This is a genomic window from Marinobacterium lacunae (assembly GCF_000705555.1).
Classification (GTDB): domain Bacteria; phylum Pseudomonadota; class Gammaproteobacteria; order Pseudomonadales; family Balneatricaceae; genus Marinobacterium_D; species Marinobacterium_D lacunae.
Map to the genome: position 1 here is coordinate 1 of NZ_JMQN01000029.1, position 13,231 is coordinate 13,231.

Consider the following 13,231-nt stretch of genomic DNA (forward strand, 5'->3'; position numbering starts at 1 on the left):
GTTGAACCGCGCGCATCAGGATACGACCGCGCTCGGCACCGCTCATGGCACCCCAGATCGTCTGACCTTTGGCACAGGAAGCGACGGCGGCCTCCACATCGGCCTGTGCGGCCTGCTGCACCTCAGCCAACACCTCACCGGTGGCGGGGTTGCGGGTGACGAAGGTCTCGCCAGAGGTGGCGTTGCGGTACTGGCCGTGGATGTAGAGCGCGTGCTGCTGCATTCGGTTTCTCCTCTGAGGCTTCGGCCTGCCGCCGAAACGTGCACCGACCGGATAACGAAAGCGATGACGGGTCGGCTTCGGGGTGCGATCTTTTTTATTGATCGAACGTTTAATTAAAAATAATGAAACATTGATAAAAGTCAAAAATCGAGTCTTCTCGTATCTGCTTGTTTTTTATGAAATTAATTTTTTGGCGTCGTAAACGGTGATGCCGGTGTCGCAAATGAAGCTGTGCCCAGGCGGTTGATCGTGTGCTTGCTGCATGAGGTGAGGGGCGCTATTGCACCGTTTGAGGGCGGGTGTCGGTGGTGTATTCGATGGGGTGGAAACAGCGTTTAGACCCCTGAATCAAAGGTGTAAACCGAGATCTCTTTGAACCGACTGCAATTTGTATTTGCGACATTGAACCATCCGGGGGCAATGACCGGCCCTATAGGCGTGCAGCCGCACAACTTCGTTCAAGACCGCTTGTATAAAGGCGTTGCCGCAGGGGTGAAAAATTTTCATAAGGAGGAGCGGCACGAAAAAATGGTGAATTCGTGTCGCAAATCGACATTACCGAGGCGTTGCCAAACATCATGCCCTACTGGCCTGTCGATACCATCCTTTCAAAACCAGCCCGTCTGGCTTTTGCTCTATTCGGGTAGGTCAGTCAGGTCTTGCCGGTGTGCCCAACATGTTCTAGCTGGACCGAGAAACGTAACCCTTCGTTCGTGTCCGGCACTGGAGGAGAAAGAGATGTTTGCAAAGAGTGATGAAATTCAGGGCTTCGATAGTGAACTCTGGGACGCGATCCAGCGCGAAGCGGTGCGTCAAGAGGATCATATTGAGCTGATCGCCTCCGAGAACTACACGAGCCCACGTGTTATGCAGGCGCAGGGCAGCGTGCTGACCAACAAATATGCCGAAGGCTACCCGGCCAAGCGCTACTACGGCGGTTGCGAATATGTCGATCTGGTCGAGCAGTTGGCGATCGATCGTGCCTGCCAGCTGTTCGGTGCGGACTACGCCAACGTACAGCCGCACTCCGGCTCCCAGGCTAACGCGGCCGTTTACATGGCGCTGTGCCAGCCGGGCGACACTGTTCTGGGTATGAGTCTGGCACACGGTGGCCACCTGACCCACGGTGCGCACGTCAACTTCTCCGGCAAAATCTACAAGGCTGTTCAGTATGGCCTGAACCAGGAAACCGGTGAGATCGATTACGAGCAGGTTGAAGCGTTGGCGCTGGAGCACAAGCCGAAGATGATCGTGGCCGGCTTCTCCGCTTACTCCCGTATCGTCGATTGGGCCAAGTTCCGCGAGATCGCCGACAAGGTTGGCGCGTACCTGTTTGTCGATATGGCGCACGTTGCCGGTCTGGTTGCGGCAGGTCTCTACCCGAATCCGCTGCCGTACGCGGATGTTGTGACCACCACTACCCACAAAACACTGCGCGGTCCCCGTGGTGGCCTGATCCTGTGCAAATCCAATCCTGAGCTGGAGAAGAAGCTGAACTCTGCCGTCTTCCCGGGCGGGCAGGGCGGACCGCTGATGCATGTGATCGCGGCCAAGGCGGTGGCGTTCAAGGAAGCGCTGGATCCCGCGTTCACCGAGTACCAGACCCAGGTTGTGAAAAACGCCAAGGCGATGGCGGATGTGTTTATCGAGCGTGGTTACGACGTGGTCTCCGGCGGCACCGATAACCACCTGTTCCTGCTCAGCCTGATCAAGCAGGGGCTGACTGGCAAGGCTGCCGATGCGGCGCTTGGTCGTGCCAACATCACCGTGAACAAGAACGCGGTTCCGAACGATCCGCAGTCTCCGTTCGTGACCTCTGGTCTGCGCATCGGATCTCCGGTGATCACCACTCGCGGATTCAAGGAGACCCACTGTAAGACATTGGCCGGCTGGATCGCCGATATCCTCGAAGTGCTGAATGATGAGGAGAAGCTGGAAGCCAAGATCGCTCAGGTAAAAGAGCAGGTGAAAGCGCTGTGCGCTGATTACCCGGTTTACGGCTAACGGCCTACGGCCGAGACCGTCGATAGAACGAAACTTATTGTGGAGCTGACGTTATGCAGCGTTATTCAGGATTTGGACTGCTAAAGCACAGTCTGAGCTATCACGAAAACTGGCAGCGGGTGTGGCGCAACCCCCAGCCTAAGAAAAAGTATGACGTCATTATCATTGGCGGCGGTGGTCATGGTCTGGCGACTGCGTACTACCTGGCCAAAGAGCACGGCATCACCAACGTGGCAGTGTTGGAAAAAGGACATCTGGGTGGCGGTAACATCAGCCGTAACACCACTATCGTTCGCTCCAACTACCTGTGGGACGAGTCCGCTGCGCTGTATGAGCACTCCATGAAGTTGTGGGAAGGTTTGTCTCAGGAGCTGAACTACAACCAGATGTTCTCTCAGCGCGGTGTTTACCACACCTGTCATACGCTGGGCGATATGCGCACTAACGAACGTCTGGTGAATGCCAACCGTCTCAAAGGTATTCCCAACGAGATGCTGGATGCCGAGCAGTTGCAGAAAGAGATTCCGGCCCTGGACTGCTCCAAGAGCGCCCGCTACCCGGTAATGGGTGCATCCGTTCAGCGTCGTGGCGGTAACGCGCGTCACGACGCCGTGGCTTGGGGCTATGCCCGTGCTGCAGATAGCTTAGGTGTTGATCTGATCCAGAATTGTGAAGTGATCGATATGGAGATCAACGACGGAAAAATTACCGGTGTTAAGACCAAGAAGCACGGCGTTATCAAGGCCGATCGCGTCGGCTGTGTCACCGCCGGTAACTCTGGTGTGCTGGCGAAGATGGCAGGTTTTGAGCTGCCGCTGGAATCCCACCCGCTGCAGGCGCTGGTTTCCGAACCGATCAAGCCGTTCCTGGATACCGTTGTCATGTCCAACCATGTACACGGTTACATGAGCCAGTCCGACAAAGGGGATCTGGTGATCGGTGCCGGTATCGACGGCTGGGTAGGCTACGGCCAGCGTGGATCCTACAGCATCATTGAACACACCATTCAGGCGATTGTTGAGCTGTTCCCGTGCACCAGCCGTGTACGCATGAACCGTCAGTGGGGCGGTATCGTTGATACCTGCCCGGATGCGAGTCCGGTTATCTCCGAAACGCCGATCAAGAACCTGTTCTTCAACTGCGGTTGGGGCACAGGCGGCTTCAAGGGTACACCGGGTTCCGGCAACGTGTTCGCACACACGCTGGCACACGGCAAAGCGCACCCGCTTGCCGAGCCGTTCTCCTACTACCGCTTCCATACCGGCGCGCTTATCGATGAGCACGGCGCCGCTGGCGTTGCTCACTGAGGACTGACGAAATGTTGCATATCTATTGTCCGCACTGCTGCGAGCTTCGCGAAGAAGAAGAGTTTCACGCCAAGGGCCAGGCACATATCGCCCGCCCGCTGGACCCCGATAACTGCACGGATGCGGAGTGGGGCAACTACGTCTTCTACCGCAAGAACCCGCGCGGTTTGCATCACGAGATCTGGTATCACAGCACCGGTTGTCGCAAGTTTTTCAACGTGACCCGTGATACCCAGACCTACGCGATCAAAGAGGTTTACAAAATTGGCGAGCAGCCCCAAGTGGTTGCCGAAGGTTAAGGAGCGGAAAGCATGAGCCAGAAAAACCGCCTCCAGTCTGGAGGCCGCATCGACCGTTCCAAGGCATTGACCTTTACCTATAACGGTCGTCAATACAAAGGTTACCAGGGCGATACTATCGCCTCTGCGCTGCTGGCCAACGGTGTCGATATCGTTGCCCGCAGTTTCAAATACAGCCGTCCGCGCGGCATCGTCGCTGCTGGTGCAGAAGAGCCGAACGCGGTGCTGCAGGTGGGTGCAACCGAGGCAACTCAGGTACCGAACGTACGTGCTACCCAGCAGGAGCTGTACGACGGACTGGTGTGCGGTGCAACCAATGGTTGGCCGAGTGTTGAATCTGACATGATGGGTTTGATGGGTAAGGTTGGCGGCAACATGATGCCCCCCGGCTTCTACTACAAAACCTTCATGTATCCGCAGTCGATGTGGAAGACCTACGAGAAGTTCATCCGTATGGCCGCAGGTCTCGGTCGTGCTCCGAAAGAGGTCGATCAGGACGAATATGATGCCGTAAACCAGCATTGCGATTTGATGGTTGTGGGTGCAGGTCCCGCCGGCCTGATGGCGGCGCTGACCGCAGCCCGCAGCGGTGCGCGCGTGATCATTGCCGACGAGCAGAGCGAATTCGGCGGTCACCTGCTGTCCAGTCGTGAACGTATCGGTGGCAAGTCAGCCGCTGATTGGGTTGCTGATATCGTGGAAGAGCTGGCGAGCTACCCGGATGTGCTGATGCTGCCGCGTTCGACTGTCAACGGCTATCACGATCACAACTTCCTGACCATCAACGAAAACCGCAGCGACTATAAAGGCGACAAAGCGCCTGCCGATCAGGTGCGTCAGCGTATGCATCGCGTACGTGCGCACTGGGTTGTACTGGCCACTGGCGCTCACGAGCGCCCGCTGGTTTACGGTTACAACGATGTGCCGGGCTGCATGATCGCCTCGGCCGTGTCGACCTATATCAACCGTTACGGTGTGGTACCCGGTAATAAGCTGGTACTGATGACCACTAACGACAGCGCATACCAGACCGCTCTGGACTGGGCCGATGCTGGTCGCGAAGTCGTGGCCGTAGTCGATACCCGTGCCAAGGCAGAAGGTGATCTGGTCGAAGCGGTGCGTAAGCGCGGCATCAAGGTAATCACCGGCAGCGCTGTGATCGAGGTCAGCGGTAAGAAGCGTGTCAGCGGTGTTACCGTAGCGGCAATTGATGCCAAGGGAGACAAGGTCGTAGGCGGTGCTCAGCACATGAGCTGCGACACGGTTGCCAGCTCCGGTGGCTGGAGCCCGGTCGTGCACCTGTCCTGTCACACCGGCAGCCGTCCGGTATGGCGTGAGGATATCTTCGGTTTCGTACCAGGCCCGACTGTACAGAAACAGTTGATCGCCGGTGGCATCAACGGTACTTACGCGCTGGAAAAAGTGCTGGCGGAAGGTGTTGAAGCGGGTCGTGAAGCGGCAACCCGTCTGGGGTTGACGGCTGCGGATGTTCAGCTGCCCAACGTGCGTTCACTGAGTGAAGGCAAGGCGATGGAGCTGTACCACATCCCGCACACCAAGCCGACCAGTCGCGCGCCGAAACAGTTCGTAGATTACCAGAACGATGTAACCGCAGCGGCTATCGAACTGGCAACCCGTGAAGGCTTTGAGGCTATCGAGCACGTCAAGCGTTACACCGCGATGGGCTTCGGTACCGACCAGGGTAAGCTGGGTAACATCAACGGTATGGCGATCACCGCCAAGAGCGTAGGGCAGACGATTCCGGAAACCGGTACCACCGTGTTCCGTCCCAACTACACTCCGATCGCCTTCGGTGCCATTGCTGGCCGTAACTGCAAAGAGCTGTTCGAACCGAAGCGTTTCTCCGCCATGCACAAGTGGCATGAGGAGAACGGTGCCCTGTATGAGGACGTGGGTCAGTGGAAGCGCCCCTGGTATTTCCCGAAGGCTGGTGAAACCATGCAGCAGTCGCTGGATCGCGAATGTAAGGCTGTCCGTGAAAGCGTCGGTATTCTTGATGCGTCCACGCTGGGCAAGATCGATATTCAGGGTAAGGATGCGCGCGAATTCCTGGCACGTGTTTACACCAACGCATGGGCCAAACTGGGCGTTGGGAAGTGCCGCTACGGCCTGATGTGTAAAGAAGACGGTATGGTCTTCGACGACGGTGTGACCTCATGCCTGGGCGAGAACCACTTCCTGATGACCACCACAACCGGCGGCGCCGCAGGCGTTCTGGAGTGGCTGGAACTTTACCACCAGACCGAATGGCCTGAGTTGGAAGTGTACTTCACCAGCGTGACTGACCACTGGGCGACGATGACCATCTCGGGCCCCAACAGCCGCAAACTGCTGGCCGAGCTGACCGACATTGACCTGAGCAACGACACATTCAAGTTCATGGATTGGCGCGAAGGCAGCGTTGCTGGCGTGCCGGCGCGGGTGTTCCGCATCTCCTTCACCGGTGAGCTGTCGTTCGAGGTTAACGTTCAGGCGAACTACGGTTTGCACGTATGGGAGAAACTGTTCGAGCACGGCGCCAAGTACAACCTGACGCCGTACGGAACAGAAACCATGCATATTCTGCGTGCCGAGAAAGGTTTCATCATCGCAGGTCAGGATACTGATGGCTCTGTAACTCCGCACGACCTTGGCATGAGCTGGTGTGTTGCTGACAGCAAACCGTTCAGCTACATCGGCAAGCGCGGCATGATGCGCTCCGACTGTGTGCGTAAAGATCGCAAGCAGATGGTTGGCCTGAAGACTAAAGACCCGAAAGTGGTGTTGCCGGAAGGTGCGCAGGCCGTCGCTGATCCGAAGCAGCCGATCCCGATGGACCTGCTTGGTCATGTCAGCTCCAGCTACTGGAGTGCCAACCTGAACCGCAGCATCGCACTGGGCTTCGTCAAAGGTGGCCTTGAGCGTATGGGCGAAACTGTTTACTACCCGCTGGCCGATGGCCGGGTGATTGAGGCTGAAATCTGCAGCCCGATCTTCCTCGATCCGAAAGGGGAGCGTCAGAATGTCTGAGACACTTGCACCTGAAAAAGAAGCCACCGTTACTGTGGCTGTTATGAACCAGTTGAGCACCGCAAAAGATGTACGTGCAGAGTCCCCTCTGCACCACGCAGAATTGGATAAGCTGGCGTCGCGTAATCCGCGTGCCGGTGGTGTGTCGCTGCGCGAGTTGAAGCTGCTTGGTCATCTGACTCTGCGTGGTTCTCAACAGAACCAGAGCTTCATGAACGGCTGTGCCGAAGTGCTGGGCGTGGCATTGCCAACCCTGCCGCTTACTTCGGTGGAGAAGGGCAGTGTGTCGATTCGTTGGGTCAGCCCTGACGAGTGGCTGGTAGTACTGCCTGCCGATCAGGCGTTCGAAGTAGAGCGTGGTCTGCGCGCTGCTATCGAAGGACACTATCAGGTGGTTAACGTCAGCGGTGGTCAAACAATTCTTGAGCTGTCTGGGCCCAATGCCCGTGACGTGCTGAAGAAGAGCACCGTTTTAGATGTGCACCCGAGTCAGTTCCCGGTTGGGAAAGTAGCCGGGTCCGTCTTCGCCAAGAGCACGGCGTTGGTTCGTCGTAGTGGTGAAGATACGTGGGAGCTGGTAGTACGTCGCAGCTTTGCGGACTACATCTGGCTTTGGTTGCAGGACGCCAGTCGTGAGTACGGACTGGTGATCAAGCACTAACCCTTTAGGCGCGTCGGCCCTTGTGCCTGTCAGACCCAGCCGGCGCGCCCTTTTCGCTTCAAGGAGATTGCCATGAGCTCTCTGCCCGATTCCTGGATCTTTACCGCCAGTTGCCCAAGCCGCCTCGGTACCGTCGATGTGGTAACCCGCTTCATGGCGGAATCGAAAAACTACATTAACGAGATCCACTCCTTCGACGATCGCGTCAGCGAGCGCTTCTTCATTCGTATCGAGTTCCAGCCCCAGGGCGAAGCGTTCAGTTGCGACACCTTCAAGGCAAGCTTCGATGAGCAGTTCGCGCCCCGTGCCGCCGAGTTCTCAATGGAGTGGAACCTCACCGAACCCGGTCACCGTGAGCGGGTGGCGATACTGGTGTCCAAGTTTGACCACTGCCTGAACGATCTGCTGTTCCGCCACCGTACCGGGCAGCTCAACATTGAAGTGCCAGTGATCATCTCCAACCACCCCGATCTGAAACATCTGGCCGAGTGGCACGGTATCCCGTACTACCACCTGCCGATCACGCCGGATACCAAGCCGCAGCAGGAAGCGCAGATCCTTGAGCTGCTGGAACAGTACAACATCGATCTGGTGGTACTCGCCCGCTACATGCAGGTGCTCTCGCCGGAGATGTGCGAAGCGCTGGATGGTTGGGCGATCAACATCCACCACTCGCTGTTGCCGGGCTTCAAGGGCGCGCGCCCTTACCATCAGGCCTGGGAAAAGGGCGTCAAGATGGTTGGTGCCACCGCCCATTACGTGAACAACGATTTGGACGAGGGCCCGATCATCACCCAGGGGATTCAGAGCGTGGATCACGCCCATTACCCCGAAGATCTGGTTTCAAAAGGGCAGGATATTGAACGTATCACCCTGTTCAATGCCGTGCGCTATCACGTCGAGAAGCGCGTGTTTCTCAGTGGAAAGCGCACAGTGGTGTTCAGTAACTGATGCAGTAAAACGCTTTCGTTGTTGTTTTAGCCGGGCCTTAGCGCCCGGTTTTTTATGGGTGGCGGTTTAGTTAAATGTATATCGGTTCATTACTTCCACACGCGTACGATCAGACTGCCTACACCGCCGAGGGTGGTCAAGACGACCACGCCTACCCAGCCAAAATGGGCCAGGGCTTGACTGCCAAGGGCAGAGCCCATCGCCATGCCGATGAAACCGCAGGTGAATAGAATCGCATTCAGACGCCCGCGTGCAGGGGGCTCCAGTCCAAATATCAGGGTTTGATGGGCCACCAACGCACTCTGCACTCCGAAGTCGAAGACAATAGCACTGGCGATGATCAGTACAATCTGCCCCTGTGATGGTAGCAGCGGCAGCAGAAACATGGCGGCAAAAGCGAGTGCCACCAGCGCAGAGGCCAGCTTGGAGACTGTTTCCGGGCCCTGTTTGTCAGCCATTCGACCAGCCAGCGGGGCCGCCAGTGCACCGGCTGCGCCCGCCAGACCGAACGCACCTGCAACGGCACTGCCGAAGCCGTACACGTCGGCAAGCATCACCGCCAGAGTCGACCAGAAGGCGCTGAACGACAGGAACAGCAGCCCTTGTGCCAGTGCTGCCTTGCGTAGCGGCGCATAGCGACGCCAGAGGCTGGCCATCGAGCCCAGCAGCGACAGGTAACTCAGATCGGTGTCGGGCTCAAAGCGTGGGAGCAGGCGCCACACCGTCACGCCGATCAGCGCTATGCTGAGGGCCGCCAGCAGATACATGCTCTGCCAGCCCCAATATTGGGTGACGAAGCCTGAGACGACCCGCGAGAGCAGAATGCCGGTCAAAAGGCCGGTCATCACCGACCCGACCACTTTGCCGCGATGCTCCATCGGTGCCATTGCCGCTGACGCAGGGACGATATCCTGCGCCATGGTGGCCATCACGCCGATGGCGAGGCTGACAATCAACAAGCCACTGATCGTCGGCATCAGCGAGCACATCAGTAGCGCGAGTGCCAGCAGCAGGCTTTTGAAAACGATGAGCGCGCGGCGGTCGATTCGATCACCCAGCGGTACAAGCAGCAGAATTCCCAGTGCATAGCCGATCTGTGTCAGTGTGGGTATAAAACCGGTGATACTGACATCGGCCTGAAACGCCTGGCCGAGCGTGCTGAGCATCGGCTGGTTGTAGTAGAGGGTGGCGGCACTCAACCCCGCGCCGGTCGCCAGCGTGAAGATGATCTTGCGGGATGGCTGCGGCGTCTGAGAAATCGCCGCGGCGGTCAGGGTTTCCTGAGCTGACATGAATTAAGCCTCGATATAAAACAGGGGGCAGTGAATGCGGCTATTGTTTACGCGTAATCGCTTATGCGGTAGCCGGTTGATGGGTAAAACTGATATACGTATCACGTATGAAGACAACGACACTCAACAGTCCTGATCGTATAGAGTTGCTGCAGACCTTTGTCCGCATAGTGGAGAGCGGCAGCCTGTCGGCGGCCGCCGCACAGCTGGGTACCACGCAGCCCACTGTCAGCCGCCGATTACAAGCGTTGGAAGCCCGTTTGGGGTGCAAGTTGATACTGCGCACGACTCACGCGATGAAGCTGACGGATGACGGTGAACGATGTTATGCCCACGCCAAATCGCTCATTGAGTGTTGGAATACGCTCGAAGATGATCTGCTCAATGCCAACGACGAACCCGTGGGGACGTTACGTGTCCGTGCACCCCATGCCTTCGGTCAGGAGCAGCTGCTCACGCCACTGACAGATTTCTTGACGCGTTACAGCCGAATGTCTGTCGACTGGATGCTTAACGATCACTCCCCAGACTTCATTAACGACGGTCTGGATTGCGCAATACACGTGGGGGAGATACACGACTCGAGTGCCGTGGCGGTGTTGTTGGCCGAAGTGCCGCGAATCGTCGTGGCGTCGCCTGCGTTACTGGCGCGTCACAGGGCACTGGAGGAGGTGGAGGACCTGGCGAGCCTGCCTTGGGTGGCATTGAGCACCTTTTACCGCAACTCGTTGGCGCTGCAAAGCGAGCAACATCAGCGCAGTTGCGAGCTGACGTTTACACCGAAGCTCTGCACCGACAGTCTGTATGCCTTGCGCAACGCTATTCTGTCCGGCATCGGGGTGGGCGTAGTGTCATCGTGGATCGTGACTGACGATATTGCCTCGGGCAAGCTGGTGCGGCTGTTCCCGCAGTGGTGCGCCGCGCCCTTGCCAGTCTATCTGCAGTATCCCTATGCCAGCTATTATCCCGCGCGGTTGCGTAAATTCCTTGAGCTGGTAAAGGATGCCATGTCCAACCTGGCCGGCACCCGTCCGCCGACTCAAAAGTGGCAGTGAGTCGGCGCAGGGGTAGGGATCAGAGGTGTTCTGAGAGGAAACTCAGTGTGCGTCCGTGTGCCAGTGCCGATGCCTTCTGGTTGTAGGCCGGTCGCCCCCAGCAGTTGAAGCCGTGGTCGACACCGGGGTAGGTGTGAAAGGTTGCGTTGTCGCGGCCTTCGAAGGCCATTTTAACCTGATCCACCGCCTCGGCGGGAATCATCTTATCCAGCGCGGCGTAGTGGAAGAGAATCGGTTGCTCGATATTCCCGGCCAGCTCCAGCGCATTCTGGATGCCGCCGCCATAGTAGGCGACAGCTGCATCGACCTTGCCCGCCGCCGCGGCGCGGTATGCAAGCTGTCCGCCAAGGCAGTAGCCGATAGCCGCGACAGCGCCGGTCACTTCCGGCAGGCCCTTCAGATATTCGGCAGCCGCAGCGATATCGGCACCGGCTTGAGCATCGTCGACAGCCTTGCGCAGTTCCATAGCCTGAGCACGTCCTGCGTCGTCATACCCCAGATCGACTCTGGGCTGCTGGCGCCAGAACACATCGGGGGCGAGCACCACATACCCATCCAGTGCGTATTGATCGGCAACGGCGCGAATATGGCTGTTGACGCCCCAGATCTCCTGAACGATGACAATGCCGGGGCCTGTGCCGGTTGGCGGCAGTGACAGATAACCTGAAAAACCCGGTTTCTCTACGTTGAGGATATCGATCCACTTGGAATTCATTTAATCACCTGAGATTGGCAGTACGCTGAATGTAATAGTAAGCCTTGAAACATTATTAATTCAGATAGTTGGACACTTCGATCAGATTTCCGTCCGGGTCCCTGAAGTAGGCCGACAGTATAGCCCCGGTAGCGCCCGTTCGTTTGACCGGGCCCTCGATAACCGGTACGTCACAGGCGTTAAGCTGCTCGATGGCCAGCTCCACCGATTGATCGATGATAAAGCAGAGGTCGGCACTGCCGGGTTGGACGTTTTCAGCCTTGGGCTCGAACTCTTTGCCGCTCTGATGCAGGTTAATTTTCTGATGACCGAAGCTGAGGGCGATACGGCCTTCGCCAAAGACCTCTTTTTTCATCCCCATGACATGAGTGTAGAAAGCGACCGTTCTGTCGATATCGGCAACGGTGAGAACCAGATGGTCAAGCCTGGATATATGCATATGAATCCCCCGAATTTACTCCGCTTTGGCATCGGCACCGTGCTCGGATAACTGTGCCCCGAACCAGCGGTGAATGGAGGTAACAAGGTGAATATCGTCCGTCTCAAAGGTGATCTCGGCACCGTTTGGTAGTGGGCTGTAGGTGATGCGTATCTGTCCAGCACCTTTGGCTATCTCCTCAATGCCCGGCATACTCGCGCCATGCAGCTTTATTGGATCGCCGAAGTCGCCGTGCTGAAAGCGCATCGCCTCATGCTGGAGGTGTTGCTGTATCAGCGATACCTGTTGTGGATCTTCGCCCTCTCTCAAAATGACACGCTGGCGACCGCCTAGCTCGGTCATCTTGAACAGGTGAACGGTGCGGCCGATGTCGAACGGCATCACGTCATCCGACATCTGGTGAACATGGTGCTGTACATTCTGTTCGGCGTTGACCGCGGGTGCCAACGTAACGAGCAGCGTCACGGCCAAAGCCCTGCCTGCGACTGTGAGGTGATGAATCATCGGCTATCTCCTTACTTGACCTCGGCGGGTCTCTGAACGATGAAATAAAGGTGTAGCTCAGGGTGTTGATCAAACTCCAAATGTTTGCAGATACAGCCCGCTTCGTCGATCACCTTTAAAAAACCGGGAATACCGAGTGTGGAGTAGTACACCTCGGGCCCCATGAACGCATCGTGATGCTCGTCCGGCTTGTCGAGACCTCCGGCTGAGAAAATGCACACACCTCCCGGGTTTAGGGCCGCGAACAGTTTTTCCATCACCGGTGCCTGTTGATGCAGCGGAAGGTGCCAGAGGCTGTCCCATGCGGTGATGAAATCGTATTGCCTCGGTGGCTGCCAGTGGCAGATATCGGCGTGGTAGAAGGTGAGTTCGGGGTAGCGCTCGCGTGCCAGTTCGATCATACGGGTCGATATATCGACTCCCTCGGGGGAAAAGCCTTTCTCCAGCAGCAGGGCCTCGAACCGGCCGTTACAGCCGCAGCCGACATCCAGCGCCGCACCGCGCAGATCGGTAAACGCCAGGGCGCGAAGGTGTTGGGCTATTCCATTTTCCGCGTTGAACTGGCTACTGGTCCATAAATGGGTGATTTGGTCGTAGGCTTGACCGATCTGTTCCGGTTGCATGTTCTGCCCTTCCTTGTGAATCGAGGTTTTCCTGTATCGGCGTTGTTTGACACCCCATAATCGAGTGAGAAGGCGGCCTTGGCTATTTGTACCAGAGAATACCCTTCAGCCGTTAAAGCGAAGCCTGA

13 protein-coding genes are annotated in these 13,231 nt (G+C 57.3%); 7 read left to right on the top strand and 6 right to left on the bottom strand.

All coding sequences use genetic code 11. From position 1 onward, the window contains the following. On the bottom strand, positions 1 to 223 hold a 223-nt coding region (locus ADIMK_RS10190), incomplete at its 3' end, for an aldehyde dehydrogenase family protein (protein WP_036187323.1). A 738-nt stretch (positions 224 to 961) separates the two neighbouring features. Here ADIMK_RS10190 and glyA point away from each other — a divergent pair. From glyA to purU, 6 genes are all read left to right on the top strand, one after another. Then, positions 962 to 2,227 (top strand): serine hydroxymethyltransferase, encoded by a 1,266-nt coding sequence (glyA, locus tag ADIMK_RS10195; RefSeq protein ID WP_036187326.1) that lies wholly within the window; start codon positions 962 to 964, stop codon positions 2,225 to 2,227. Positions 2,228 to 2,280: 53 nt separating this feature from the next. Continuing rightward, on the top strand, positions 2,281 to 3,534 hold the full coding sequence (locus ADIMK_RS10200; protein ID WP_036187328.1) for a sarcosine oxidase subunit beta family protein: 1,254 nt from the start codon (positions 2,281 to 2,283) through the stop codon (positions 3,532 to 3,534). 11 nt (positions 3,535 to 3,545) lie between these two features. After that, positions 3,546 to 3,833: a sarcosine oxidase subunit delta gene (locus tag ADIMK_RS10205; protein ID WP_036187330.1), complete on the top strand. Its 288-nt coding sequence runs from the start codon at positions 3,546 to 3,548 to the stop codon at positions 3,831 to 3,833. Positions 3,834 to 3,845: 12 nt separating this feature from the next. Further along, on the top strand, positions 3,846 to 6,863 hold the full coding sequence (locus ADIMK_RS10210; RefSeq protein ID WP_036187332.1) for a sarcosine oxidase subunit alpha: 3,018 nt from the start codon (positions 3,846 to 3,848) through the stop codon (positions 6,861 to 6,863). Next, complete coding sequence (locus ADIMK_RS10215; protein WP_156042878.1) at positions 6,856 to 7,524, top strand: sarcosine oxidase subunit gamma; 669 nt, start codon at positions 6,856 to 6,858, stop codon at positions 7,522 to 7,524. Before ADIMK_RS10210 ends, ADIMK_RS10215 begins: the two co-directional genes overlap by 8 nt. 72 nt (positions 7,525 to 7,596) lie before the next feature. Next, positions 7,597 to 8,475: a formyltetrahydrofolate deformylase gene (purU, locus tag ADIMK_RS10220; protein WP_036187334.1), complete on the top strand. Its 879-nt coding sequence runs from the start codon at positions 7,597 to 7,599 to the stop codon at positions 8,473 to 8,475. Between the two features lie 89 nt (positions 8,476 to 8,564). Here the strand turns inward: purU and ADIMK_RS10225 are convergent, their stop codons facing one another. Then, positions 8,565 to 9,767, bottom strand: coding sequence for an MFS transporter (locus ADIMK_RS10225; RefSeq protein WP_036187336.1), 1,203 nt, complete (start codon positions 9,765 to 9,767; stop codon positions 8,565 to 8,567). A gap of 107 nt (positions 9,768 to 9,874) precedes the next feature. Between ADIMK_RS10225 and ADIMK_RS10230 the strand changes: the two genes are divergently transcribed. Next, positions 9,875 to 10,822: a LysR family transcriptional regulator gene (locus ADIMK_RS10230; RefSeq protein WP_036187338.1), complete on the top strand. Its 948-nt coding sequence runs from the start codon at positions 9,875 to 9,877 to the stop codon at positions 10,820 to 10,822. Between the two features lie 19 nt (positions 10,823 to 10,841). On the opposite strand, the gene ADIMK_RS10235 is transcribed toward ADIMK_RS10230, so the two are convergent. The 4 genes from ADIMK_RS10235 to ADIMK_RS10250 are packed head-to-tail and all read right to left on the bottom strand — an operon-like array spanning position 10,842 to position 13,103. Continuing rightward, entirely contained in the window at positions 10,842 to 11,537 is a 696-nt protein-coding gene (locus ADIMK_RS10235; RefSeq protein WP_036187340.1) for a dienelactone hydrolase family protein, read from the bottom strand. Between the two features lie 55 nt (positions 11,538 to 11,592). After that, positions 11,593 to 11,976 (bottom strand): VOC family protein, encoded by a 384-nt coding sequence (locus ADIMK_RS10240; protein ID WP_036187342.1) that lies wholly within the window; start codon positions 11,974 to 11,976, stop codon positions 11,593 to 11,595. 15 nt (positions 11,977 to 11,991) lie between these two features. Next, positions 11,992 to 12,480, bottom strand: coding sequence for a hypothetical protein (locus ADIMK_RS10245; protein WP_197027518.1), 489 nt, complete (start codon positions 12,478 to 12,480; stop codon positions 11,992 to 11,994). Positions 12,481 to 12,491: 11 nt separating this feature from the next. After that, complete coding sequence (locus ADIMK_RS10250) at positions 12,492 to 13,103, bottom strand: class I SAM-dependent methyltransferase (protein WP_036187344.1); 612 nt, start codon at positions 13,101 to 13,103, stop codon at positions 12,492 to 12,494. Positions 13,104 to 13,231: the final 128 nt, after the last annotated feature.